Here is a 24,939-nt window from a genome sequence, read left to right on the forward strand (position 1 = left end):
GGTGCAGCAACTTCCGTTTCAGTTCAATTCCGGATCAATACTGTCTTGGCCTACCACTCACGGCTGCGTGAACCAATTGTTCACTTTGGCCGGCGGCAATTATAGGCCTTGCGGAAGCCCGAGGCCTGCGCGTCGTCTTCCGTGCAGAACCAGCGGTCGGGCTTGGTGGTCGCGGCGTAGCTCGGACACCCCCGCAGATGATAGATGCCGATATTGCCGGTGACGTGGGCGCGCACCGCGAGCTTGCCCTTGATGACGCAACTCGGCGGTGCCGTCAGCTCCTCCGGAAACAGCACCGCGCGAATCTCCTTGTCGCGGTCGGCGCGGCAGGCTGCGCCGAGCAGGGCGCCGTCCTTCTTGCCGGTCCGGAATTCTTGCGGTGCAACAAAGCAACCTCTCCAGATTCCGGCCGACGCCGATTTGGCCTCGGCGGCGGCCGGCTTGACGTTGGCCTTGAGGGGCTCGCGCGCGATGCCAAAGCCCAGCCTGACCAGTTGCTCGTTCAACGAGACCTTGTCGCCCTCGACCGTGCAGATCGCGCGGTGGCGCTTGCCAAAGCTCTTCTCCGGGCCGACGTCGTCACAGCGAACCGGCTTTCCGTCGATCAGCTTGGTAAGCTGGTCGCGGGCCTCGATGCCGCAGGTCCAGGGATCGGCGTGGTCGTCGATGCAGACCTGGTCGAGTTCGGGCGCGTCGACGCCGTCGAGCCGATAGGTGACGTCGCCAAGCTGGATCGAATTGGCATCCCGGACCGTCGCAGCTGCGGTCAGCGCGGCGGCGGGGCTGGCCGCCCCCAGAATTGCGGACAGAGCGAGAAACAAAACGAGCGCGAAGGCGCGGGCGGCGGCAAATGAATTCTTGAGGGACATAATTTCTCGCTATCGATTGCTCTTGCCCCTCGTTCCTAGCATCCGGCAGTCGCCAGACCAATGGTCTGCGCTGTGCGAAGTGCGACATTCGCCCGCCGGCCTTTACTCGCCGTGCGGTCTGCCCCTATCGTTCCGCGGCCTTGTGAGCCGCGATGGCCGAATCGCCCGGGAAGTGGCGAGGGCGGGAGGAAGAAGTTTTGATGAAAGATCCCGTGGACGTCCTGATCATCGGCGCCGGCGCTTCGGGCGCAGCGGTGGCGTGGTCGCTGGCCGAGACCAAGATGCACATCCTCTGCCTGGAGCAGGGCGGCTGGATGAAGCCCGCGGAATACCCGAGCACGGGCCGCGACTGGGAGGCCAAGTTCTACGGCGAGTGGTCGTCGAGCCCGAACGTCCGCGGTCGGCCCGAGGATTATCCGATCAATGACGACAATTCCCCGATCAAGGTTGTGAACTATAATGCGGTCGGCGGCTCGACGGTAATGTACACCGCACACTGGCCGCGGCTGCATCCCTCCGATTTCAAGGTGAAGACTCTCGACGGCGTCGCAGACGACTGGCCGATCGACTACGACACGCTGACGCCGTTCTTCGAGGAGAACGACCGCATGATGGGCACCTCCGGCCTGTCAGGCGATCCGCTGTCGCCGCTGACGCATCCGCCGATGCCGCAACAACCGATGGGACTGTCCGGCGCCATCATCGGCAAGGCCATGAACAAGCTGGGCTGGCACTGGTGGCCGTCGGACACGACGGTCGCGACGATGGATTACGAAGGGCGCGCGCGCTGCATCAATCTCGGCCATTGCACGCCCGCCTGCGCGCAAGGCGCAAAGTCCTCGACCGACATCACCTATTGGCCGCACGCGGTTCGCGCCGGCGTCGAGCTGCGTACCCATTGCCGGGTGCGCGAGATCACCACCGACGAGCACGGCATGGCCACGGGCGTGGTCTACTATGACAAGGATGGCGTCGAGCAGTTCCAGCCGGCACACGTCGTGATCATCGCCTGCAACGGCGTCGGCACGCCCCGCCTGCTGCTGAATTCGAAATCTGACCGCTTCCCGAACGGCCTTGCCAATTCATCCGGCCTCGTCGGCAAGAACTTGATGTTCCACCCCTATGCGCAGATCTACGGCTACGTGAAGGAGCCGACCGACTCGAACCGCGCGCCGCCGACCTGCCTGTGGAGCAAGGAGTGGTACGACACGGAGCTCTCGCGCGGCTTCGTGCGCGGCTATGGCGTCCAGTTCGTCCGCGGCGCCGGGCCGGTATTCGAGGCCGTCGTCAGCGAGCAGAAGGGCATTCTGCCGTGGGGCGAGGATCATCACCGCGTCTTCCGCAAGCTCAACGGCCATCGGCTGGGCTTCTCTGCGATCTGCGAGGATCTGCCGGAGGAACACAACCAGGTCACGCTCGATCCCGTGCTGAAGGACAGCCACGGCATTCCGGCGCCGAAGATCGATTATACGATCAGCGAGAACAGCCAGAGGATGATGGACCACGCGCTAGCCCGCGGCCGGGAGATTCTCGAGACCGCGGGAGCGACTGACATCTGCATCAACTCGCCGATCCCGTGGGGCGGCTGGCATCTGCTCGGCACGGCGCGGATGGGCACCGATCCCACGAAGTCCGTCGTCAACGAATGGGGCCGCACGCATGACGTGAAGAACCTCTTCATCGTCGATGGCAGCATCTTCGTCACGTCGGGCGGGGTGAACCCGACCTCCACTATCCAGGCTCTCGCGCTCTACATCGCCGACCAGATGAAGCAGCGCCTCGCCAATTTGTTCGACTGAGGCCTGTCATGTCTGCAGATACCCAACTTACGCGTACCCAGCGCGACGACCTCCGCACCGTCGCCGGGATGATCGTGCCCGCCAGCGACGAATACAAGGTGCCCGGTGCCGACGATGCCGCGATCCAGGCTGATATCCTGGCGACGCTGGGCCGCGACACCAAATTGGTGACGGCCGCGCTGGACCATCTGGCGCGGCTGGCAGGGCAGCCGCTTGCCGAACTCGATACTGCGAAACGAGATGCGGTCGCGCAAGAGTTTCGCAAGAATGGCGGCGCGGCCGCGGCAACGCTCGTTCGAGTCGTTCTCCAATGCTACTACCGCGACGACCGCGTGCTGCGCTCGCTCGGGCTCGAATTGCGTGCGCCATTTCCCAAGGGTTACGTGCTCCCGGACGGCGACTGGTCGCTGCTCGACCCGGTCAAGGCGCGGGGCGGCACGCTGCGGCGCGCGCCCTAGCCAGCTGGTTAGTCAAGCACTGGCAGTCCAGCCTTGCGCTCCGGACAGGCATCTTGCGCCTGACGGAACAGGCCACCATCTGTGTGAGCCTCAAGGACTTTTGCCATGCTGGATTTCACTTCAGATATCGTCGATGACGCCGCGTCATCGCGAGCGACAGAACCTGCCCCGGTCGATGACCGGGTCTTGCTGGACGCCTATTCCAATGCGGTGATCGACGTGACCGACCGTGTCGGTCCCGCGGTCGTGCGCGTCGAGACCGGGCCAAAGGTGCCGAATGGCCGCGGGCGGGGCGGGCTCGGCTCCGGCATTGTGATCTCGCCGGATGGCCTCGTCCTCACCAACAGCCACGTCGTCGGCTCCTCCAAGGAGATCCGGCTGCGCGACGTCGAGGGCCATGTCGGCGACGCCCGGGTGCTCGGGGTCGACCCGGATACGGACCTTGCGTTATTGCGCGCCAACGGCGTGCGCGATCTGTCCTACGCTGCGCTTGGTAATTCCAAGACCCTCAAGCGCGGGCAACTCGTGATCGCGATCGGCAACCCGCTCGGTTTTGAATCGACCGTGACGGCCGGCGTCGTCTCCGCGCTGGGGCGCTCGATCCGCTCGGTGAGCGGCCGCACCATCGAGGACGTGATCCAGACCGATGCGGCGCTCAATCCCGGCAATTCCGGCGGGCCGCTGGTGTCGTCGAGTGCCGAGGTGATCGGCATCAACACCGCCATCATCAGCGGGGCGCAAGGCATCTGCTTCGCGGTAGCCAGCAACACCGCGCAATTCGTTCTGTCAGAGATCATCCGCCACGGCTACGTCCGCCGCGCCTTTATCGGCGTTGCCGGGCAGACCGCACCGGTCCCGCGGCGGCACGCGGTGCTGGCGGGGGTCGAAAACAAGATGGGCGCGCTGCTGATGCAGATCGAGCCGGACGGTCCGGCGGCGAAGGCAGGCTTGTTGCCCGGCGACGTCGTGATCAGGATGGACGGCGTCGACATCAACGGCGTGGACGATCTGATCCGTGTGCTCGACCGTGACCGGATCGGCCAGCGACTCGCCATGGACGTGCTGCGGCTCGGCCGCTTGCGGGCGATCGACATCGACCCGATCGAGCGCAAGCCGCAGCGCTAGCTGCGGGCCCCTGGGCGGGGTATGACGGTGTCATGCCTCGCCTCCGGACCCCCGCCGCATGATGTCGGCACATGAGACCTACGATGTCATTGTCATCGGCGCCGGTGCCGGTGGCATGACGGCGGCCGCTGTGGCCGCCGCCGAAGGCCTGCACGTGCTGGTGATCGAAAAGACCGCCTTCGTCGGCGGCACCACGGCATGGTCCGGGGGCATGGTCTGGATCCCCGCCAATCCCAAGATGAAAGAGGCGGGGCTCTCCGACAGCATCACGGATGCCGTACAGTATCTGTCGAGCACTGCGCCTGAACCGGCCAACGCGGGCCTGCGCGCCGCATTCCTGGCGCGGGGGCCGGAGGCGGTCGCCTATCTCGAAGCCAATACGGAAGTTCGTCTCCAGCCGGTGAAAGTCTATCCGGACTATTATCCGGAGCGGCTGGGCGCGACGCTTGGCGGGCGCGTGCTGGAGCCGGTCGCTTTCAACGGCACGCGGCTAGGCGCGCATTTTGCGCGACTGCGTGCGCCCTTGCCGGAGTTCACGCTGTTCGGCGGGATGATGGTCAATCGTCTCGACATCCCGCATCTGCGCCGCATCGGAAAATCGCTTCGCTCGACTATGCGCGCCGCGCGTCTGGTCTCGGAATACGCATGTCAGCGGCTGCGCAGCCCGCGCGGCACGACGCTGCATCTCGGCAATGCGCTTGCCGCCCGGCTCTATGCCTCGCTGCTGGCGCGGCGAGTCGAGGTCCTCTTCAGCGCCGATGTCGAGGATTTGTCGATGCAGGGCGATCGCGTCGCGGGCGTCGTCATCCGCCACGGTTGTCGCGACCGCTCGATTGCGGCACGCCGCGGCGTGGTGCTTGCGACCGGCGGCTTCTCGCATGATGCGATTCTGCGAAAACGCTTCTTTCCGAAGGCTGCAGGTCTCGTCTCCGCCACCAACACAGCAGGTACTGGCGACGGGCTTCGATTGGCGACCGCAAGCGGCGCCGCGCTCAACACAGAGGCGACGAGCCCGGCCTATTGGGTGCCGGCCTCGCTGTTCAGGCGTGCCGACGGCAACCGCGGCGTGTTTCCACATACGGTGACCGACCGTGCCAAGCCCGGGGTGATTGCCGTCAACGCGGCCGGCCGCCGCTTCGTCAACGAAGCGCTGTCCTACCACGAATTCGTGCTCGGCATGCTGCGTGACGGCAACGGAGACCCGGACCGGCCATTCTACCTGGTCTGCGACAGCCAGTTCTTGTGGAGCTACGGCCTCGGCCGCATCAAGCCGTTCACACGCAGCGTTCGTCGATTCGTGGCGAGCGGCGAACTGATCAAAGCGCCCGATATCGCGCAGCTCGCGGCGAAGATCGGCATCGCGCCGCCCGCGCTCACCGCCACGATCGCGACTTACAATGGTGATGCGAAGGAAGGCCGCGATCCCGAATTCGGCCGCGGCAGCACCATCTATCAGCGCCATCTCGGTGATATCAGCCACAAGCCCAACCCATGCGTCGCGCCGATCCTCCGTGCGCCGTTCTTCGCGATGCGAATCTATCCCGCCGATCTCGGCACGGCGATCGGTACGAAGGTCGATGCGCAAGCGCGCGTGCTGCGCGAGGACGGCACCCCGATCGTGGGGCTCTATGCCTGCGGCAACGACATGGGCTCGATCATGAACGGGAATTATCCCGGGCCGGGCATCACGCTGGGGCCGGCGCTGACGTTCGGCTATATTGCGGGAAGGCACCTGGCGGACGGGGCTGCGATGGCGACGACGCCGTGGTTGCAGGGACGCCTGCCTAGTCTCTAGCCCACCGCTGTCCGGGCGATGACACCGAGTGTATGGTGCCGATCTCTTTTACTCCGCAGCAGCCGCGAACCGGCTGTTCTCCAGCTCAGCCTCCAGCCGGGCCTTCTCCGCGATCGCCAGCTTCACGTTGGCCTCCTTCACGTGTCCGAATCCACGGATGCTCTCGGGCACACGGGCCAGACGCGCCAGCAGTGGGATCTGCTCCGCCTTGAGCCCGGCCATTCGCCGATCGATCATATCAAGATAATCCTCAACCAGCTTCCGCTCGGTCCTCCGCTCCTCGGTGCGGCCAAACGGATCGAACGCGCTGCCACGCAAAAACTTCAGCTTGGCCAGCACGCGGAAGGCGTGGATCATCCAGCCGCCGAACTCCTGCTTCTGAAGCCGTCCCGTCGTCTTGTCGCGCTTTGCGAAGATCGGCGGGGCCAGATGGTACTTCAGTGTGAAGTCCCCATCGAACTTCTCCGACACCTTCTTGGCAAAGCTGCCGTCGGTGTAGAGCCGCGCGACCTCGTACTCGTCCTTGTAGGACATCAGCTTGAACAGGTTTTTCGCGACTGCCTCGGTCAGCTCTGTCGAGGCGGGCGAGGCAATCGTTTCCGCCTTGCGCACTTTGGCGATGGTCGCGAGATAGCGGTCCGCGTAGGCCTTGTCCTGATAGCCGCTCAGGAACTCTGCGCGGGTCGCGATGATGTCGTCGAGCGACTTCGTCGGTGCGGAAGCCCGGCTCTTGAACTGGAGCACGCTGCGCACCCGCGACATGTCGTGGGCGGCGAGGCGGCCCCAGGTGAAGGCGAGCTTGTTCATCTCGATCGCGGCGCCGTTGATCTCGATGGCGCGGAGCAGGGCCTCCAGCGACAGCGGAATGGCGCCTTTCTGGAAGGCGAAACCGAGCATGAAGGGGTTGGTCGCGATGCTGTCGCCCATCAGCGCAGCGGCGATGCCGGTGGCGTCGATGATGTCGAGGTTCTTGTCTCCGACGGCGTCCCGCAGCACGGTCTGCATCGTGCCCATCTCGAAGTCGATATCGGGATTCTGCACGAAGCTCGCGGTTGGCTGCAAATCGGCGTTGATATAGGCCCTGGTCACGCCGCGCTCGGCGCGGCTGAGCGCAGTGGGTCCGGCCGAGACGATCATGTCGCAGCCGAGGATGACGTCGGCGCCGCCCGTGGTGATGCGGACCGCCGAGATGTCCTCCGGCTTCGGAGCGATGCGCACATGGCTCATCACCGCGCCGTTCTTCTGCGACAGGCCGGTGAAATCCAATGCCGAGCAGCCGCGGCCATCGACATGGGCAGCCATGCCGAGCAGGGCGCCGATGGTGATGACGCCGGTGCCCCCGATCCCGGTGACCAGGATGTTGTAGGGGCCATCCAACTCACGCGCGGGCGGCAGCGGCAGATCGGCGAACAGCTGGCCGGAATCGACCCCCGAGGTCTTCATCCGCTTCAGCGTACCGCCATGCACGGTCACAAAGCTCGGGCAAAAGCCCTCGACGCAGGAAAAGTCCTTGTTGCAGTTCGACTGATCGATCTGGCGCTTGCGGCCGAACTCGGTCTCCAGCGGCTGCACCGAGACGCAGTTGGAGGCCTGCGAGCAATCGCCGCAGCCTTCGCAGACGAGCTCGTTGATGAAGGCGCGCTTGGCGGGATCGGGATAGAGCCCGCGCTTGCGGCGGCGCCGCTTTTCGGCGGCGCAGGTCTGGTCGTAGATCACGACCGTCAGGCCCTCGATGTCGCGCAGCTCACGCTGCACGGCGTCGAGCTCGCGTCGGTGATGGATGGTCGCGCCCTGCGGGAAGTAATTGCTTTCGGGGTATTTGGTGGGATCGTCGGAGACGATTGCAAGGCGCTTGACGCCCTCGGCCCAGACCTGATGCGCGATCTGCGCAACATTGAAGGCGCCTTCGGCCGGCTGGCCGCCGGTCATCGCGACGGCGTCGTTGTAGAGGATCTTGTAGGTGATATTGATGCCGGCGGCCGAGGCGGCGCGGAGCGCCAGCAAGCCCGAGTGTGTATAGGTGCCATCGCCGAGATTCTGAAAGATGTGCTTCTCGGTGGTGAAGGGAGACTGTCCGATCCAGTTCACGCCTTCGGCGCCCATATGCGAGATCAGATCGGTACGGCGGGTCGGCATGCTCAGGGCCATGCCGTGGCAACCGATGCCGGCCATGGCGCGGCTGCCTTCGGGCACGCGCGTCGAGGAATTGTGCGGGCAGCCCGAACAGAAGAACGGCGTACGCGCGAGCTTGATCTGCGAATTGGTCGTAACGGGATTGTCGAAGGCCTCGAGCCGCGCAAGACGCTGCTCCAGCACCGGGCTGTGATGCCCGAGCTTGCGTAAGCGCGCCACCAGCGCGCCCGCGACGATCGTGGGCGTCAGTTCTCCCTCGCTCGGCAGCAACGGCGCGCCTCTCTCGTCGCGCTTGCCTGTGATCGTCGGGCGCTTCGACGCATCGATGTTGTAGAGGATGCGCATCAGCTGGTCTTCGATGAAGCCGCGCTTCTCCTCAACGACTAGAACGTCCTGAAGGCCTTCGGCGAAGCGCTTGGCTCCGCTTTCCTCCAGCGGCCAGGTCAGCGCGACCTTGTAGATGCGCAAGCCCAGATCCTGCGCGTCCTTGTCGGTAATGCCGAGGTCGGCGAGCGCCTGGCGCAGATCGAGATAGGCCTTGCCGGTCGCGACGATGCCGAGCCGGGCTGGCTTGGAATCGAGCACGATGCGATCGAGCTGGTTGGCGCGGGCGAAGGCCTGCACCGCGGCCATCTTCGGACCGAACAGGCGCCGCTCGGCCTCCAGCGGCGGATCGGGCCAACGGATGTTGAGGCCGCCGGGCGGCATCTCGAAATCATCGGGAAGTACGATCTTGATGCGCTCAGGATCGCTGTAGATGGACGCCGAACTCTCGACGGTCTCGCTGATCGCCTTGAATCCGACCCAGCAGCCGGAGAAGCGCGAGAGCGCAAAGCCGTAAAGGCCGAGATCAAGATAATCCTGCAGCGTCGCCGGATTGACCACCGGGATCAGCGCCGCCGCGAACACCTGCTCGCTCTGATGCGCCAGCGTCGAGGATTGGCAGCCATGGTCGTCGCCGGCGAGCGCCAGCACGCCGCCATTGAGCGAGGTGCCGGCCGCGTTGGCGTGCTTGAGGGCGTCGACAGAACGATCGACGCCGGGACCTTTGCCGTACCAGATGCCGAACACGCCATCGACCTTGGCGCCCGGAAACAGGCCGACCTGCTGGCTGCCCCAGACGGCGGTCGCCGCCAGATCCTCGTTCAGGCCGGGGACGAAGGCGATGTCGTGCTGCTGGAGGTGCGACTTCGCGCGCCACAGCGCATGGTCGTACATGCCGAGCGGGGAACCGCGATAGCCGGAGATGAAACCGCCGGTGTTGAGACCCTGGAGCCGGTCGCGTTCGCGCTGCAGCATGGGCAGGCGGACCAGGGCCTGCGTACCGGACAGGAAGATCCGCTTCGATTCGAGCCGGTATTTGTCGTCCAGCTCGACCTGCATCAGCGTCATTTCAGGAGTCCTTGTCGTCGCATCAGGTGGGAATTTTGCGCCGCGGAAAGAGGGGTGACTTGCGAAGCGGGTGTCGGCAGTCAAATGCATGGAGCACCGAAGTCAATATCGCTGGCCGCATCCGTGGCGGGCCTGCTAGTCATGGCTGCCTGTGGAGGAGCCCATGACTGCAAGTATGACTGCAAGCGCGTTCAATACCGAGATCACCGAAACTGCCGAAGCTCTCATCGGGCCGTGGCGCCAGCCGCGCCAGATGCTGCATGCGCAGGTCTACGACGCGCACGCCTCCATTCACGACGATGCCACCGCGCAGAAGCTTGGCTTCAAGGGTGGGACCATCGAGGGGCCTACGCATTTCAGCCAGTTCGCGCCGCTGGGTGCGCGGCTGTGGGGACAGGCGTGGTTCGAGAGCGGCTGTCTCTCCGCGCATTATCGCAATGCCTGCTTCGATGGCGATGACGTGCAGGCAATCCTGTCAAAGCCTTTGCCCGGAACGAGCCAGTGCCAGATACAGATGGTGAGGCGCGACGGCACCGAGGTGCTGCGCGGCACGGCGTCAGTCGGCGATGCGCAGGTCGCGACGGCGCTGGAGACACGTTTGACCGAGCTCAAGCCGCTCGCCGATCCCGTGATCCTGTGCGACGTGAAAGTCGCGCATACGAGCAAGCGGCAGACGGTCCGGATGGCGTTCGACCAGAACATGGGCGATCTCTATCCGTTCTCGCTGAGGCAGAAGCTCGCAGTCATCACCGAGACCTCACCGTACTACTCGGGCGCCGATAACCCGTGGGGCAAAGCGATCATCCCGATGGAGATGCTGAGCGTGCTGTTCCAATACCGCTCCAAGGACGACCCGTTGCCGACGAAAGGGCCAGCCGTGGGCCTGTTCGCCGATCAGGAAATCCGGCTGGTGAAGGGGCCGCTCTTCGTTGACGAGGAATACGAAGTCGAGCGCGAGGTGGTCGCGCTGTCCGGCAGCCGCCGCACCGAGAGCGCCTGGGTCAGGACGCGCGTGTTCGGCAAGGCAGGTACGATGGTCGCGACCATGCTGCTCAACATGGCGACGCTGAAGGACTCATATGCGCCGTACGAGGAGGAATATCGGCGGCTGTATGGAGCGGGGCGGTAGGCTCGCCGCCAGCTCATCCTTTGAGCAGATGCACGCCGCAAAGTCGTCGCACAGGGAATAAGCAGACGTCGATCTATGACGTAACCTTCTGAAGGTGCGACGGTTTCCGTTGCGAGCCTCAGGCTCTCGCAATTGTACACAATGGCATGGCGCTTGCAGAACTCCTGGCAAAGAGAGTTCTCGCGGGGGCCTGCGTCATGTTGAACTCAACCAAGTCGACACTGGGCGTCATTAGCGCCGAGCCCGAGCCGATCAGGCTCGATTGGTCGTCGACCGCGCTCGTGATCATCGACATGCAGCGCGACTTCATGGAGCCCGGCGGCTTCGGAGAGACGCTTGGCAATGACGTGAGCCAGCTTGCCCGCGCAGTAAAGCCCATTGGGGCGGTGCTGAAGGTGGCGCGCGACACCGGCATGCTGGTGATCCATACCCGCGAAGGACATCTGCCCGATCTCTCCGATGCGCCGCCGGCGAAGGTCGAGCGCGGCGCGCCGAGCCTTCGTATCGGCGATCCCGGTCCGATGGGGCGTATCCTCATTCGCGGCGAAGCCGGCCACGACATCATCCCGGAGCTCTATCCACTCGACAGCGAGGTCGTGATCGACAAGCCCGGCAAGGGCGCGTTCTACGCCACCGAGCTCACCGACGTGCTGGAGAAGTACGGCATCGAAAATCTGCTGGTGTGCGGCGTCACCACGGAAGTGTGCGTCAACACCACCGTGCGCGAGGCCAATGACCGCGGCTATCGCTGTGTCGTCATCTCGGACGGCTGCGCATCCTACTTTCCCGAGTTTCACGAGATGGGCCTGAAGATGATCAAGGCCCAGGGCGGCATCTTCGGCTGGGTCGCTAGCTCAGCCGCGGTACTGGAGGCGATGAAGACTTCGACCACATAGGGGTATCACCATGAGCAGCTTGACGGGGATGGCCGGCAAATCCGAGATGAACAAGTCCGAGTTCAAGCCGGCGCTATGGACATCGGGCGACTGGAACGCATTTTTCGGCTTCGGCACCAACATCCTCGTCAACATGCTGGTGCTCACGGGCCTCTTGCGCTTCGTGTTGAAGATGCCTGATAGCCTCGTGTTCGGCCGCATCCTGCCCGCACTCGGGTTGATGATGTGCCTCTCCACCTTCTACTACGCCTTCCTCGCCTATCGGCTCGCTCAGAAGACCGGCCGGAGCAACGTCTGCGCGCTGCCCTCGGGCGTCAGCGTGCCGCACATGTTCATCGTCACCTTCGTGATCATGCTGCCGGTAACGCTCAAGACCGGCGATCCCATGAAGGGCTGGTCGGCTGGCCTCGTCTGGGTGTTCTTCCAGAGCTTTATCCTGATGATCGGCGGTTTCATCGCGCCGTTCATCCGCAAGATCACGCCGCGCGCGGCGCTGCTCGGCACGCTTGCGGGCGTCTCGCTCACCTTCATCGCGATGCGTCCGGCGCTCGAGATGTATGTGACGCCGCAGATTGGCCTCGTCTGCTTCGCCATCATTCTGGTGAGCTGGTTCGGTGGCGTAAAATATCCAAAGGCCATTCCGGCCGGCCTGGTTGCGATCGTGGTCGGCATGGTCATCGCATGGGGCTCGAACCTGCTCGGTCTCGGTCTCGGCGGATTGAGCATCAAGGGCGTCGGTGATGCCTTCGCCAATTTCGGCTTCTCCGTGCCGATCCCGGCGGTGAACCATGTATTTTCCGGCTTCGAATATCTCGGTGTCATCCTGGTCACCGCCATTCCGTTCGGCATCTATGACCTCGTCGAGGCCATGGATAATGTCGAGAGCGCGGAAGCGGCCGGCGACGAATATCCGACCACGCGCGTGCTGACAGCCGATGGCGTCGTCAGCCTGATCGGCTGCCTGATGGGCAATCCTTTCATCAACGCAGTCTATATCGGTCATCCCGGCTGGAAGGCCATGGGCGGCCGCATCGGTTACTCGGCCGCGACCGGCGTCATGGTGGTGGTCTTGTCCTGGTTCGGCGTCATCTCGGTCCTGCTGGCGCTGGTGCCGGTCGTCGCGATCTCGCCGATCCTGCTCTATATCGGCATGCTGATGACCGCGCAGGCCTTCCAGACGACGCCGTCGAAGCACGCGCCCGCCGTGGCGCTGGCGTTCACGCCGCATCTGGCCGCTTGGGCCAAGCTTCAGATCGACACCATGCTCGGTTCGACCATGACGGCAGCGGCGACCGTCGGCGGTATGGCCGCCGATAAGGCCGACGCGGTCAAGGCGGCTGCCATCGCAGCGCTGCCGCAACAGGGCGTGATCTATCACGGACTGGAAGTGATGGGCGGCGGCTCCATCCTGGCGGGTCTCATCCTGGGCGCGATCGGTGTCTTCATCATCGAGCGTGATTTTGAAAAGGCGTCCGCCTTCGCACTGGTCGGTGCCGTTCTGACTTACTTTGGCTTCATGCACGGCGAAGCCGTCGGCATCGGCGGCGGCTTTGGTGTCACGCCCGCGGTGGCGTTCGCCTATGCGGTGATGGCGGCCGGCCTGTTCGCTGCAAGCAAGCTCGGCGCCACCGAGCACTATGCCGCACATCCGGAAATGCACGCCGCGCCCGCGGAGTAGGGCGGACGGCAACAAGAATGGCCGGGCGACATCGTTGTCGCCCGGCCGTTTTATTCGTGGCGCAGCTACCCGCCCTTGACGGCGCCTGCCGTGAGCCCGGCCACGATCTGCCGCTGCGCGAACACCGTGAGCAGCAGCACCGGGAGGGTCACGATCAGTGCGGCCGCAGCGAGCGGGCCCCAGCTCAACTGGTCGAACGAGATCATGTTGTAGACGGCGACGGGCAGGGTGCGGGTCTCGCGTCCCGCCAGCACGATGCCGAACACGAAATTGTTCCAGGAGAAGATCACCGCGAGAATGAAGGCGACCGCGATGCCGGGCTTCGCAATCGGCAGCGCGACGTGCCGGAACACCTGCCAGCGGCCAGCGCCGTCGATCAGGGCAGCTTCCTCCAGCTCCATTGGTGTCGTCTCGAAATAGCCGATCATGATCCAGATCACGATCGGCACCGTCACCACGAGATGAATGATGATCTGGGGCACCAATGTGCCGAGCAGGCCGAGCCACTGGAACAGCAGGAACAGCGGGATCAGGTAGGAGAGGCCTGGCGTGATGCGGGCGATCAGGATCACGATGGCCGATTTGTGCGCGGCCATGCGCGCGATGCCGTAGCCGGCGGGGACGCCGACCATCAGCGCAAGCACGGTCGCGCTGCCTGTCACGATCAGGCTGTTGAAGAAATAGGTGACGAAGCGGTTGGAGGAGAGCACGTCGGCATAGTTCTTCCAGGCGAAGTGCTCTGGGATGAAGACCGGTGGGTAGGCGGCGTTGTCGACCTCGAATTTGAGCGAGAGCGACAGCATCCAGAGGAAAAACAGGATTGCCGGCGACACGATGACGAGCACCGCGAACCACAGGCCGATCTTGCCGCTGATTTGCTTCGGGGTCATGCGTCGCTCGCGATTTCTGACCACAGCATGCGCTGGCGGGCGTAGAGCATCACCGCAGCAAGCAGGACAATCAGCAGGAAAAACACCACCGCAATCGCCGAGCCGTAGCCGAGGTCGTAATAAACGAAGGCGACGCTATAAAGGTAGAGATTAATCGTCTCTGACGCCGATCCGGGCCCGCCCTGCGTGATCGCGAAGATGACGTCGAAGCTCTTCACGGCGTCGATCATGCGGATCATGCCGGCGATGAACAGGAATGGCATGATCAGCGGGAGGGTGATGAAGCGGAACACCTGCCAGAGGCTCGCGCCGTCGATCTGCGCGCTTTCGTAAGGCTCGGTCGGGATCGCTGCGAGCCCGCCGAGCACAATCAGCATGACCAGCGGCGTCCATTGCCAGGTCTCGACCAATACCAGCGAGGGGATCACCGTGGCCGGATGAAACACCCAGAGCTGCGCAGGGATCCCGACCAGCGACAGCAGATAGTTCAACACGCCAAGCTGCGGGTGGAACATCATGGTCCAGACCAGCGCGATCGCGACGGGCGTCGCCATCATCGGCATGATGAAGATACCGCGCAGAAAACCGCGGCCGGCGAATCTCTGGTGAAACACGACGGCCGCGAACGTGCCGAACACGAGCGGCAGCAACACGGACAGCACGGTGTAGACCAGCGTGTGTCCGATCGCCTCGAGGAAGCGAGGATCGCCGGTCAGGCGCAAATAGTTGGAGAGCCCGACGAAGGTGGTCGGCGAACCGACCTTCCACTCGTTCATGCTCATCCAGATCGTGAAGACCCAGGGGAAGATGATGATCGCGAGCACGACGACCAGTGCCGGCACCACGAACGGCCAGTAGGACGGCGGCCGCAGTTCCTTCTCCGGCGCGGCGTCAGACTGCGCCGCGGCCGGAGCCGATTGCATCAACGCACTCACGCCTTTTCGCTACGCTCCAGGATTGGCCTGAACTGTTCATGCGCCTTCTTCAACTCGGTCGCGGGATCGGCGCCCGATAGTGTCGAGGTCAGCGCCGCACCGACGAGATCACGGAATTCGGCGACCGGGATCACCACGGGCAGGCCGAGCTTGCTGATCTTGGCGGAATCAATCACCGACTGCAGCCACTCCTTGGGCATCTTCACGCCCTTCTGGACCTCAGCATCGTTCAGGATCGAGTTACGGAACGGAACGCCGCCGCCGGCCTGTAGCAGTCGCGCGCCTTGCTGCTTCGAAACGATCCACTGGCACAGCAGGTAGGCGGCTTCCTTGTTCTTGCTCGCCGCAGCAACGCCAATGCCGTCGCCATAGGTGGCCGAATATTGTCCCTTCGGTCCGGCTGGCACGACGGTGTAGCCGACCTTGCCGACAATGCGCGATGCGGCCGGATCCTCCAGCGGCGGTGCCCAGCCGACGCCGTCGATCCACATCGCCGATTTGCCTTGTGTGAACGAGGCCATCGACTCCATCCAGTTGAAGCCGGCGACGCCGGGCGGGGCCACCTTCGTCAACAGCGTCTGGTAGAGCTTGGTCGCTGCGACGGCCTCCGGACCGTCGGTCAGGATGTTGCCCTTGGCGTCGAGGAATTCGCCGCCATAATCGAGGAAGAAATTCGTCCACAACGTCATGTTGGCGTTGCGCAGTCCCCGCCCGACGAAGCCATAGGTGCCGTCCTTGGCATCAGTGAGCTTTTCGGCGGCTGCGACCATTTCGTCCAGCGTCTTGGGCACTGCGACGCCCTTCTTCTGGAACAGCTCTTTGTTGTAGTAGAGGATGAAATAGTCGACCGACCACGGCAGGGACAGCATCTGACCCTTGTCGTTCTTGCAGTATTGCAGACCTGCAGCCGAAAAATCGCTCTCGACGAGGTCGGGCGCGGTCAGCGTCGGGTCCTTCATGTAGGGCGTGAGGTCGGCGAGCCAGCCCGCCTTCTCGAACTGCCGCTTCTGCACGTGATAGCTGAGATGGACGACGTCGAAGCTTGGCCGGCCCGAGGTGAGCTCGATGACGCATTTCTGGCGCTGCTGCTGCTCGGGAATCTGCTCGGATTCGACCTGGATGCCGGTGAGGTCGGTGAATTCCTTGACGTATTTTTGCAGATTGTCGCCGCGCGGGCCCTTTGCGAGGATCACCTCGAGCTTGGTGCCGGCATATTTCTTCCAATTCACCTCGGCGCGTGCCGGCAATCCCGTCAGGCTGAGTGCGCCAGCCGCTGCGGTCCCCGTCAAAAGCGTGCGGCGCGAGATTTTATAGTCAGCCACTTTGGTTCCTCCCTGTGATTCAAATCTTTGGGGGGATACTAGCGACCGTTCCACGCCTGCCTAGTCCTAATTTGCGCGTTACGGTCGCACCGCCGGCGTTTCCATCGGCATTCCACGGGCCCGCGACATCAGATGGAGATCGAGCGCGACCAACCCGAGTCCACCGGAGGCCAGCCCCTCGATCGTGATGATTTTCTCGCCCTTGGCTTCGGCGATCCCGTAGGAGCGCGTGGCGACACCATCCATGTGAACGGTGCAGGCGTCGCATTGTGCAATGCCGCAGCCAAATTTCGTGCCGGTCAGGCCGGCATTTTCGTGGATTGCCCAAAGCAGTGGTGTGTCTGGCTCGACGTCGAGCGTGGGGTTTTTCCGTTGATCGTTGGGGCTTGCCATCGCAAGTCTCCTGATCGGCAGATCCACCGATGGACTCAGGAACGCAATGTGTCCGGCAAAATGGAACTGTTCACATCGAGAGCGTGAGGGGCAGCTATCGCCGCTGCGGGAAGATCGTGGAGCGGACGGTGTCGTGCGCGCTCCGAGAAGGCCACGGCGGTGCCTGGATCGCGCCATCTCTCCGAACGTCAATGGCATGGTCTGAGGCGACGTGGAGGTGTGACGTGTGAGTGACAGCTTGTCCCTTTTGCCGGGGTGCAAGACCGTGATGCTTTGCTACACTGAGTCAAAGCATTCGAGAGTTCCTAGGGAGTTCCATGAAGGTGCTGCGCCCCTGCAACGTACTGATGCTCTATCCGTTGTTCACGGCGGAGTCCTTCTGGAGTTTCGGCGAGTCCTGCAAGCTGATGGGTGTGCAGCGTCCCGCCGCGCCGTTGGGTCTCATCACGGTCGCGGCGATGTTGCCGGAGACCTGGACCGTCAAGCTCATCGACTGCAACACGCAACCCTTCGGCGACGACGATCTCGCCTGGGCCGACGTCATCTTTACCGGGGGCATGCTGCCGCAACAGGCCGACACACTGCGGCTGATCGACAAGTGCCGCGCCGCGGGAAGGCCGGTGGTGGTCGGCGGTCCCGATCCGACGTCGAGTCCGCACATCTACGCCAGCGCGGATTTCCAGGTGCTCGGCGAGGCCGAGGGCGTCATCGACGAGTTCATCGCCGCCTGGGACAGTGGGAAACGTTCCGGCGTCTTCACCGCGCCGAAATTCCAGGCCGACGTCACCAGGACGCCGGTGCCGCGCTTCGACCTGCTGAGGTTCGAGGACTATCTCTATCTCGGTGTGCAGTATTCGCGCGGCTGTCCCTTTACTTGCGAGTTCTGCGACATCATCGAGCTCTACGGCCGCGTGCCGCGGACCAAGACGGTCGAGCAGATGTTCGTCGAGCTCGAGCGGCTCTATCAGATGGGCTATCGCGGCCATCTTGACTTCGTCGATGACAATTTCATCGGCAACAAGAAGTCGTTGCGCCAGTTCCTGCCACGGCTCGCGGAATGGCAGCGCGCCCACGGCTATCCTTTCGAACTGTCGACCGAAGCCTCGGTCAATCTGGCCGACGACCCCGAATTGCTCGAGCTGATGGGCGCGGCGAATTTCTTCGGCATCTTCGTCGGCATCGAGAGTCCGGACCCCGCAACGCTGGTCGCGATGCGGAAGAAGCAGAACACGAGGCGCAACATCGCCGAGAGCATCCACAAGATCTACGCCGCCGGCATGCTCGTCACCGCCGGCTTCATCGTCGGCTTCGACAACGAGAAGGTCTCGATGGCGGAGGCCATGATCGGTTTCATCGAGGAGGCGGCCATTCCGGTCGCAATGGTCGGCCTGCTCTACGCGTTGCCGAACACTCAGCTGACGCGGCGCCTTGCAAAGGAGGGACGGTTGCACGCGGACCACGACCTGGCATCGACGACGGGTGGTGACCAGTGCACCGGCGGCATCAATTTCGACCCGGTGCGACCGTTGCGCGACATCCTGATTGACTACAGGACGGTGCTCGAGCGGGTCTATAGCCCGGCCGCCTATGCCGGCCGTGTCGACAAGTTGATGGCGCTGCTCGACCGTTCGAGGCAGCGCCACGAGCTTGCCGAGGGCGATATCCGCGCGCGGGTCGGGGCGATGGAAACCGTGCATCGCGTGGTCACCGCGATCCCCGACGCGCGCGGACCGCTGTGGCAGACCTTCATGAATTGCGCCAAGCGCGATACATCGTCTGCACGCATCGCCGTGCAGATGATCGCTGCCTACGCTCATCTCGGGCCGTTCTCGCGCAAGGTCATCGATGCCATCGACGCGCGCCTCGCTGCGCTGGATGGGCAGATGCCGGCTCCGATGGTTGCCGCCGGAGCGGCCGCAGCGCGAAATCTGACCTGATTTCCACCGGAAATTCAGGGCCCGATTGTGAGCCCTTCGCTTGACATGGCGACAACCTGGGGGCGATCGTCGCCAGGATAACACCGGATGCCATCGATTGCGGCGTTCCGACGAATTTCAGGGCCTGTCGGCGGTCAAGGTCGTCATTGCAAGACGAACAGCTTTTGCGGGGTGTGGCATGTCGAGGAAGGTGATCGGCTGGTCGGCCGCGGCTTTGGTCGCGATTGTTCTGATCTTCAACTACCTGCCCGCGTTCGTCGCCGACTCCCTCTACAAGAATGTCGACGACATCACCGATGGCGAGATGCCGGCCACCGTGACCTCTTTTGAGTCGGGACCGGATATCGTCAGTACGATCGGCGGCAGTGGCGAGGGACTGAACTGCAGCCTTCCGGCCGTGACCAACATCTTCTTCGACGGCAGCAAGGATGCCGCGGGCAAGCGTCATCTCGTCTTGCAGCGGTTCCGGCAGGCCTGCGTCTTTCACGACCTCTGCTACCGCCACGGCCTCGCCACCTATGGCTACAATCAGAACGATTGTGATCGCATCCTGCAAAACGCGGCGTTCCGGCTCTGCACCTATATCCGCAATGGCAGCGGGACCGGCAGCGCGGCGCGCTGCCAGACCGATTCGAAGATGGTCCTGGCCGGTGTCAGCATGGGCGGCTACAACGCCTTTCGCGGCTGGGATCGATCGACCTATTTCGAGTTCGAATCCGATCCATTCCGCTCGAACGGTTTTCAGGCCAGCCGCGTCGTGGACCATCCGTTCAAGGCCGTCGCTCCCGAGAAATATCGCAACGACCCTGACCAGGTCATCCTGTCCTTCGAGGACATTCGATCCGACATTGCCGTCACCTGCATGACCTGCGCAAATCTGCCCGTGTTCGCCTACACGCGGGATCCGAACGAGGTCGACGCTGAATTGCGTTCGGTCGGCCTGACGACGCTGCCTGAGGCGCTGCTCAAGCGCGAGCCGATGCTGTCGGAGACCGTGCCGATCTGGCTGCCGCCACGCCGCCATCATGCCGCGCCGCATCTGCTGGTCGACAGCAAGGGCCATGATCATCTGATATGGATGAGCCGCAACAATCCGCAGGACACCATGTCCTGCATCGTTGGCGCCGACGCCGGGCGGCTTCTCACCAATACGCTGCCGAGGCGGGATTTGTGCTCGAAGGATGCCGGCTCGTCGTTGAGCATGGTGGAGGTCGACATGTTCGCGACGTCGCCGCTTCCGATGGAAATTCCAGGCGCGCCGGACCCCGTCTATGCGACGGCCATCAGCCCGCAGAAGACGATCAACAACGATCTCAGCTTCTGCTCGCGCTCGGCATCGAGGCCGGTCGAACAATCCGGCAATGACGACCGGTCCAGATGCATCAACTTCACCGGAGACGCCGTCGGCAAGGGCGCAGCGCTCGGCGCATTCCAGAGCTTTCCGGTTGTTCGTCCCGGACAGCAGATATTCTTCGCACGCGACGTCGACCAGCGCACGGACTCGCCGCTGACGGCGCTCTGGCAGCGTGCCTTCGGCGATACCTATTCGCCGGGTGGGTCGCTGCTCGTGATCGACGTCGCGCCGCCGACCACGCCCAAGGGGCCTGCCTCGGCGAAGCTGAAGAAGATCGTCCGGTTCAATATCGACGATCGCTTCGATCCGATGATGCCGATCACGCGCAAGGTCGATGATTTGCGCTTCCTGAGCCTGGAGGCATCGAAGCAGACCGTACGCCTTCGGCAGATCGACTTCGCCAAGGACAATCCCCCCGTCGGCAATGTCAGGCTGTTGATGGGCGGCGTCGAGGTGGAGCTGGATCGCTCCTGGGCCGCGCGACCCATGATGGTGCTGGAGACCAGGGACGCCCAGCCCAGGACCAAGCTGGTGTTCTCCCGCGGCGAAATCGCGACCGAGCCGGGCAAGCCTATCGATCCCAACGCAACGGCGGAAGCGCTGACGTTGCAGACGCTGGTGTTCGAACGCGACGCGGCGGCGCCTTCGGATGCACCGTTCGTGAAATCGGCCGGTGCGGCTTGCAGGATCGCCTATGAGTTCGCAACCGGTCATACCGACTGGCCATGCTATCGCGCGTTCGATCCTGAACGTTCGATGCGGGCTTCGCCGGCGGCGCGGATGCAGGCCTCGCAGATGCTGGTCGGGCACTTCTCGAAAGGCACCGGATACGGCATCGCGTTTCCCGATGCCTGCCTGAAATCGGAGCCGATCATTCTCTCCCCGCAAGGGGACACGTTCGCGCCCGTGAACGACATTGCGGGTTGGAATGGTCCGCCGAAGCTGCGACGCACGATCACCTGCGAGCCGCTCGATGCTGCGGCGATCGTGAGCCGGCCGATTGCGCAGCAGTCGCAGTGAAGCCCGGCTTACTTCACCGCCAGTCGCAAAAAGCTCATCACGCTGCCGAGCACGGCAAAGCCAGCCCCTAGCGCCAGTGCCACCGTCGCGCCGTTGTGGCCGGCGAGCGCAAAGCACGCCGCGGCGAGCGCTGCGCCGGTGGTCTGCCCGGTCAGGCGCGCGGTGGCGACGATGCCCGAGGCGCTGCCGCCGCGGTGCGGCGGTGCGCTTCCCATGATCGCCTTCATGTTCGGCGCCTGGAAGAAGCCGAAACCCATGCCGCAGATCATGATCCGCCAGACGATGTCGGGAATGCTCGGGCTCGCCGGAAGCAGCGCGAGCAGCGCCATGCCGAGGCCGAGCAGGATGAGGCCGACGCCGCCCAATAGGCCGACCGGATGGCGATCGGAGAGGCGGCCGGCGATCGGCGCCATGATGCCGACCACCAGCGGCCATGGCGTCATGAAGAAGCCGGTCTCGACCTGCGAGCGGCCGAGCACGTCCTCGAAATAGAACGGCAGCGAAACGAAGGCGAGGCCCTGCACGGCGAAGGAGCAGACCGCGGTCGCCGCCGACAGCGCGAACATCGGCCGGCTGAACAGATCGATCGGCAGCATCGGCGCGGGATGATCGGCGTGGCGGCGCGTCAGGACGAAACCCAGCGCGAGCGCCGTAACCAGTTCGATGCCCACGAGCACGGGCGACAGATTGTGCGCGGCGCTGCCGATGCCGGTGATGAACAGGCCGAGGCAGATGGCCGCGAGCAGCGCGCCGAGGAAGTCGAAGCCGTGATCGGCGCGCGGCGTCTTCGGCAGCATCGCAAAGCCGATACCTGTCGCAACGAGGCCGAACGGGATGTTGACGGCGAACAGCCACGGCCACGGGCCGACCGCGAGGATCGCAGAGGCAATCGAAGGGCCGAAAGTGAAGGCGGTCGCGACGACCAGCGCGTTGTGGCCGAAGCCGCGACCCTGCATCCGGCCGGGATAGACGAAGCGCACCAGCGCGGTGTTGACGCTCATGATGCCGCTGGCCCCCAAGCCCTGCAGCGTGCGCGCGACCAGCAGGCTGTCCAGCGACCAGGCCACCGCGCAGAACAGCGAGGCGATGGTGAACAGCACGAGACCGCCGAGATAGATGCGCTGGTGCCCGACGATCTCGCCTAGCGCGCCCAGCGGCAGCAGCGTCGCCACCAGCGCGATCTGGTAGACGTTGACCACCCAGACCGACTGCTCCGGGCTGACATGCAGATCGGCGGCGATGGCGGGCAGCGCGATGTTGGCGATCGCGGTGTCGAGCGAAGCCATCGCCAGCGCCGTGAAGATCGCGGCGATCGCCCAGCGGCGCTGCTCGGCCGGCAGGCCATCGGCTTTGGTGTGATCAGGCTCGCGCGCAGCGGCAGGTAACGTTGATGTCATTGCCTCAGCGCTTTGCTCCGACGGCCTGGTTTCGATGGTCTTCGCCATGTACTACGCTTGAGACGGCTTCCACAGGCATATGCTTGCATGCATTGTATGCACCAAGCTCGGGCGCCGCTCTTGGAAGGGGATCATCATGCAAATCGTCGTTCTGCCGGGGGACGGCATCGGACCGGAGATCACGGCCGCGACATCAGGCGTGCTGCGCGCGGCCTCCGAGCGCTTCCAGCTCGATCTGCGGCTGGAAGAGCACGCGGTCGGGCATGCGAGCCTGAAGCTGTCGGGCACTACCGTGCGCCCCGAATTGCTCGACATCGTCCGCGCCGCCAACGGCCTGATCCTGGGGCCGACCGCGACCTTCGACTTCAAGGACGAGGCGCATGGCGAGATCAATCCGTCCAGGCACTTTCGCAAGCACCTCGACCTCTACGCCAATGTCAGGCCTGCGCGCACCTATGCCGGCCGGCCCGGCCGCATCGGTGAGTTCGACCTCGTCGTCGTCCGCGAGAACACCGAAGGGTTTTACGCGGACCGCAACATGGAGCAGGGCAACGGCGAACTGCTGGTCACGCCTGACGTCGTGATCTCGCTGCGCCGGATCACGCGCCTGTGCTGCGAGCGCATCGCGCATGCCGCCTGCCGTCTGGCGATGAAGCGCCGAAAGCATCTCACCATCGTGCACAAGGCCAATGTGCTGAAGATCGGCGACGGCATGTTTCTCGACATCTGTCGCGAGGCGGCGAAGGCGTATCCCGGCCTAGCGGTCGACGACATCCTGGTCGACGCGATGATGGCGCATGCGGTGCGTAGCCCCGATCGTTTCGACGTCATCGTCGCCACCAACATGTTCGGTGACATCCTGTCCGACCTCACCGCCGAGCTGTCCGGCAGCCTCGGCCTTGGCGGCTCGCTCAATGTCGGCGACCGCTACGCCATGGCCCAGGCCGCGCACGGCTCGGCGCCCGACATCGCCGGGCAGGGCGTCGCGAACCCGGTCTCGCTGATCCTCTCGACCGCGCTGCTGCTCGGCTGGCATGGCGAGAGGAGCGGCGCCGTCCGCTACGAGGAAGCCGCGCGGGCGATCGAGGCGGCCGTTGCCACAGCGCTTCGCGAGGGCAGGGCGACGCGCGACGTCGGCGGCAAGCTCGGCACGATGGCAGCCGGCGCCGCCATCGCTGAAATCCTGCAGACAGAATGAGCTCCGCCTGCGATTCGTCCGTCTCGCTCGAAACAGAAAGCCGAAAACAACCCCATGCACAGTAGAAGGCCCATTGATGGACAAGGGATTTTCCGGCGAGTTCTGCTGCGACCGCTGACGCGTCGATAAGTTGACACGTCGGGCAAAACACCGGCACGATGTCATCATGGCGGCGATGCGCAGAAGTGACCGCGGCCATCGAAACCAGCCTCGAATGCGAGATCCTCGCAGCGGGCGGCTTGCTGCCGTTGATCTTGCGGCGAGCGTTGTGACGCGCAACTGCCGATGGCGCAGCACGGGTTGAGCACTTGCGAAACCGATCAGGTTTCGCATTCGGTGCAGGTGACGGGTTTCGCTTGCGCTCCACCCGTCCTACGGGCTGTCTCGATTTAAAACTGATATCGTCGCAAGCCACCGTCGACGGGGATCACCGTCCCCGTGATGTAGCGCGCCACCGGCGAGGCCAGGAACACCGCGAGGTCTTCCGGCTCGCCCCAATAGCCGACCGGAATTTCCTCCTCGGCAAACCGCTCGCGATAGTCAGGCGCATAGTTGCGGCGATCTCTTGCATCGCAGCATTCGCTCACCGACCAAAGAATATGGTGAGTCCTTGGTTGTTCTCAGACGCCAGAGCTGGCGTTGCAACTTGCGCGTGGGTACAACTTACTAGCTAGTTTAGGAAGCGGACCCGGTGGCTAAAGCGAAGAGAGCGGCGTCAGGACCTAACCAGGAGCTAAACCGTGCCCGGGCGCAAATCACCGCTGCGGGAGGAATCCACAAAGGGCTGGCGAGGTATAAACATACTGCAGACATCGGGGAAATGCGTCGGATCCTGCCTTTGCTTGTAGACCACCCCGCCTACCGCGGCGTGTTCTGGCCCGATCCGATGCCACGGTCGTACAGCCGCCTTGGTGCGGGCGGAATTCCGGCACTGGCGGGGTTTGAACGAGAGCTCATCTGGTGCGTGCAGACACTTCTTCCGTATGCGCGGCTGATTAGTGACTTCATAGCCGAAAAGCGCCGGTTCGAGGAAGCGCTGCTTCGGGGCGATCAAGAGAACGTTTGGAGACTACTGGAGGAAATCGAGCGCCGATTTGGCGTCTCTCTCTGGCTTGCCGAGGCGAACATAAACGCCTTGCAGACTTTCAAGGGTATCGCTCCGGCGAGGACCGCCTTGCGCGGTTTGATGGAGGATGAAGACATAGGCGTATGACTGACC

At 64.0% G+C, this 24,939-nt stretch carries 17 protein-coding genes and 2 pseudogenes; 11 read left to right on the forward strand and 8 right to left on the reverse strand.

Translation table 11 applies throughout. The annotated features are described in order from the left end of the window. Positions 1 to 80: 80 nt before the first annotated feature. Positions 81 to 869 (reverse strand): thermonuclease family protein, encoded by a 789-nt coding sequence (locus tag QY049_RS34965; protein WP_258762658.1) that lies wholly within the window; start codon positions 867 to 869, stop codon positions 81 to 83. Positions 870 to 1,069: 200 nt separating this feature from the next. Here QY049_RS34965 and QY049_RS34970 point away from each other — a divergent pair, with 200 nt between their 5' ends. From QY049_RS34970 to QY049_RS34985, 4 genes are all read left to right on the forward strand, one after another. Further along, positions 1,070 to 2,668: a GMC family oxidoreductase gene (locus QY049_RS34970; RefSeq protein ID WP_258762657.1), complete on the forward strand. Its 1,599-nt coding sequence runs from the start codon at positions 1,070 to 1,072 to the stop codon at positions 2,666 to 2,668. A gap of 8 nt (positions 2,669 to 2,676) precedes the next feature. Next, complete coding sequence (locus QY049_RS34975) at positions 2,677 to 3,126, forward strand: hypothetical protein (protein ID WP_258762655.1); 450 nt, start codon at positions 2,677 to 2,679, stop codon at positions 3,124 to 3,126. 105 nt (positions 3,127 to 3,231) lie between these two features. After that, positions 3,232 to 4,251, forward strand: coding sequence for a S1C family serine protease (locus QY049_RS34980; protein ID WP_258762654.1), 1,020 nt, complete (start codon positions 3,232 to 3,234; stop codon positions 4,249 to 4,251). 58 nt (positions 4,252 to 4,309) lie between these two features. Further along, positions 4,310 to 6,046 carry an FAD-dependent oxidoreductase gene (locus tag QY049_RS34985; RefSeq protein WP_258762653.1) on the forward strand — a complete coding sequence of 579 codons (1,737 nt, stop codon included), beginning with the start codon at positions 4,310 to 4,312 and terminating at the stop codon, positions 6,044 to 6,046. Positions 6,047 to 6,094: 48 nt separating this feature from the next. On the opposite strand, the gene QY049_RS34990 is transcribed toward QY049_RS34985, so the two are convergent. Beyond that, positions 6,095 to 9,571 (reverse strand): indolepyruvate ferredoxin oxidoreductase family protein, encoded by a 3,477-nt coding sequence (locus QY049_RS34990; RefSeq protein ID WP_258762652.1) that lies wholly within the window; start codon positions 9,569 to 9,571, stop codon positions 6,095 to 6,097. A gap of 175 nt (positions 9,572 to 9,746) precedes the next feature. Here QY049_RS34990 and QY049_RS34995 point away from each other — a divergent pair, with 175 nt between their 5' ends. The 3 genes from QY049_RS34995 (at position 9,747) to QY049_RS35005 (ending at position 13,274) form a co-directional block, all read left to right on the forward strand. Continuing rightward, entirely contained in the window at positions 9,747 to 10,700 is a 954-nt protein-coding gene (locus QY049_RS34995) for a hypothetical protein (RefSeq protein ID WP_258767020.1), read from the forward strand. A 197-nt stretch (positions 10,701 to 10,897) separates the two neighbouring features. Then, positions 10,898 to 11,596, forward strand: a complete 699-nt coding sequence (locus QY049_RS35000) for a cysteine hydrolase family protein (protein WP_258762650.1) — start codon at positions 10,898 to 10,900, stop codon at positions 11,594 to 11,596. A gap of 10 nt (positions 11,597 to 11,606) precedes the next feature. Continuing rightward, positions 11,607 to 13,274, forward strand: a complete 1,668-nt coding sequence (locus QY049_RS35005; RefSeq protein ID WP_258762649.1) for a regulator — start codon at positions 11,607 to 11,609, stop codon at positions 13,272 to 13,274. Between the two features lie 65 nt (positions 13,275 to 13,339). Here QY049_RS35005 and QY049_RS35010 read toward each other — a convergent pair whose 3' ends face one another. The 4 genes and pseudogenes from QY049_RS35010 to QY049_RS35025 all read right to left on the reverse strand — a co-directional run. Next, the gene (locus QY049_RS35010; RefSeq protein WP_258762648.1) at positions 13,340 to 14,164 is read right to left on the reverse strand and encodes a carbohydrate ABC transporter permease; all 825 of its coding nucleotides are present in this window, start codon (positions 14,162 to 14,164) and stop codon (positions 13,340 to 13,342) included. After that, on the reverse strand, positions 14,161 to 15,099 hold the full coding sequence (locus QY049_RS35015) for a carbohydrate ABC transporter permease (RefSeq protein ID WP_258762647.1): 939 nt from the start codon (positions 15,097 to 15,099) through the stop codon (positions 14,161 to 14,163). The genes QY049_RS35010 and QY049_RS35015 overlap by 4 nt, the downstream gene beginning before the upstream one ends. Then, the gene (locus QY049_RS35020) at positions 15,096 to 16,421 is read right to left on the reverse strand and encodes an ABC transporter substrate-binding protein (protein WP_194477098.1); all 1,326 of its coding nucleotides are present in this window, start codon (positions 16,419 to 16,421) and stop codon (positions 15,096 to 15,098) included. The genes QY049_RS35015 and QY049_RS35020 overlap by 4 nt, the downstream gene beginning before the upstream one ends. Before the next feature lie 162 nt (positions 16,422 to 16,583). Next, positions 16,584 to 16,814 (reverse strand): annotated as a pseudogene (locus tag QY049_RS35025) ((2Fe-2S)-binding protein); the annotation flags it as partial. 317 nt (positions 16,815 to 17,131) lie between these two features. Between QY049_RS35025 and QY049_RS35030 the strand changes: the two are divergent. Next, positions 17,132 to 18,751, forward strand: coding sequence for a B12-binding domain-containing radical SAM protein (locus QY049_RS35030; protein WP_258762646.1), 1,620 nt, complete (start codon positions 17,132 to 17,134; stop codon positions 18,749 to 18,751). A gap of 178 nt (positions 18,752 to 18,929) precedes the next feature. Continuing rightward, on the forward strand, positions 18,930 to 21,125 hold the full coding sequence (locus QY049_RS35035) for a hypothetical protein (RefSeq protein ID WP_258762645.1): 2,196 nt from the start codon (positions 18,930 to 18,932) through the stop codon (positions 21,123 to 21,125). 8 nt (positions 21,126 to 21,133) lie between these two features. Here the strand turns inward: QY049_RS35035 and QY049_RS35040 are convergent, their stop codons facing one another. Beyond that, positions 21,134 to 22,522 carry an MFS transporter gene (locus QY049_RS35040; RefSeq protein ID WP_258767019.1) on the reverse strand — a complete coding sequence of 463 codons (1,389 nt, stop codon included), beginning with the start codon at positions 22,520 to 22,522 and terminating at the stop codon, positions 21,134 to 21,136. A 136-nt stretch (positions 22,523 to 22,658) separates the two neighbouring features. Here QY049_RS35040 and QY049_RS35045 point away from each other — a divergent pair, with 136 nt between their 5' ends. After that, positions 22,659 to 23,720: an isocitrate/isopropylmalate dehydrogenase family protein gene (locus QY049_RS35045; RefSeq protein ID WP_258762644.1), complete on the forward strand. Its 1,062-nt coding sequence runs from the start codon at positions 22,659 to 22,661 to the stop codon at positions 23,718 to 23,720. Positions 23,721 to 24,109: 389 nt separating this feature from the next. Here QY049_RS35045 and QY049_RS35050 read toward each other — a convergent pair. Beyond that, a pseudogene (locus QY049_RS35050) lies at positions 24,110 to 24,280 on the reverse strand (SDR family oxidoreductase); the annotation flags it as partial. Between the two features lie 131 nt (positions 24,281 to 24,411). On the opposite strand from QY049_RS35050, the gene QY049_RS35055 reads away from it, so the two are divergent. Continuing rightward, the gene (locus QY049_RS35055) at positions 24,412 to 24,933 is read left to right on the forward strand and encodes a hypothetical protein (protein ID WP_301270451.1); all 522 of its coding nucleotides are present in this window, start codon (positions 24,412 to 24,414) and stop codon (positions 24,931 to 24,933) included. The last annotated feature ends 6 nt before the right edge of the window (positions 24,934 to 24,939 follow it).

Origin of the sequence: Bradyrhizobium sp. WYCCWR 13022 (genome assembly GCF_030435535.1) — a bacterium.
Lineage (GTDB): Bacteria > Pseudomonadota > Alphaproteobacteria > Rhizobiales > Xanthobacteraceae > Bradyrhizobium.

Bases quoted from the DNA above. Each gene is read 5' to 3' on its own strand.
- QY049_RS35010 (WP_258762648.1), bottom strand. From the start codon at position 14,164: ATGACCCCGAAGCAAATCAGCGGCAAGATCGGCCTGTGGTTCGCGGTG.
- QY049_RS34965 (WP_258762658.1), bottom strand. From the start codon at position 869: ATGTCCCTCAAGAATTCATTTGCCGCCGCCCGCGCCTTCGCGCTCGTT.
- QY049_RS35000 (WP_258762650.1), top strand. From the start codon at position 10,898: ATGTTGAACTCAACCAAGTCGACACTGGGCGTCATTAGCGCCGAGCCC.
- QY049_RS34990 (WP_258762652.1), bottom strand. From the start codon at position 9,571: ATGACGCTGATGCAGGTCGAGCTGGACGACAAATACCGGCTCGAATCG.
- QY049_RS34970 (WP_258762657.1), top strand. From the start codon at position 1,070: ATGAAAGATCCCGTGGACGTCCTGATCATCGGCGCCGGCGCTTCGGGC.
- QY049_RS35035 (WP_258762645.1), top strand. From the start codon at position 18,930: ATGTCGAGGAAGGTGATCGGCTGGTCGGCCGCGGCTTTGGTCGCGATT.
- QY049_RS35005 (WP_258762649.1), top strand. From the start codon at position 11,607: ATGAGCAGCTTGACGGGGATGGCCGGCAAATCCGAGATGAACAAGTCC.
- QY049_RS35030 (WP_258762646.1), top strand. From the start codon at position 17,132: ATGAAGGTGCTGCGCCCCTGCAACGTACTGATGCTCTATCCGTTGTTC.
- QY049_RS35045 (WP_258762644.1), top strand. From the start codon at position 22,659: ATGCAAATCGTCGTTCTGCCGGGGGACGGCATCGGACCGGAGATCACG.
- QY049_RS34975 (WP_258762655.1), top strand. From the start codon at position 2,677: ATGTCTGCAGATACCCAACTTACGCGTACCCAGCGCGACGACCTCCGC.
- QY049_RS34980 (WP_258762654.1), top strand. From the start codon at position 3,232: ATGCTGGATTTCACTTCAGATATCGTCGATGACGCCGCGTCATCGCGA.
- QY049_RS34995 (WP_258767020.1), top strand. From the start codon at position 9,747: ATGACTGCAAGCGCGTTCAATACCGAGATCACCGAAACTGCCGAAGCT.
- QY049_RS34985 (WP_258762653.1), top strand. From the start codon at position 4,310: ATGATGTCGGCACATGAGACCTACGATGTCATTGTCATCGGCGCCGGT.
- QY049_RS35040 (WP_258767019.1), bottom strand. From the start codon at position 22,522: ATGACATCAACGTTACCTGCCGCTGCGCGCGAGCCTGATCACACCAAA.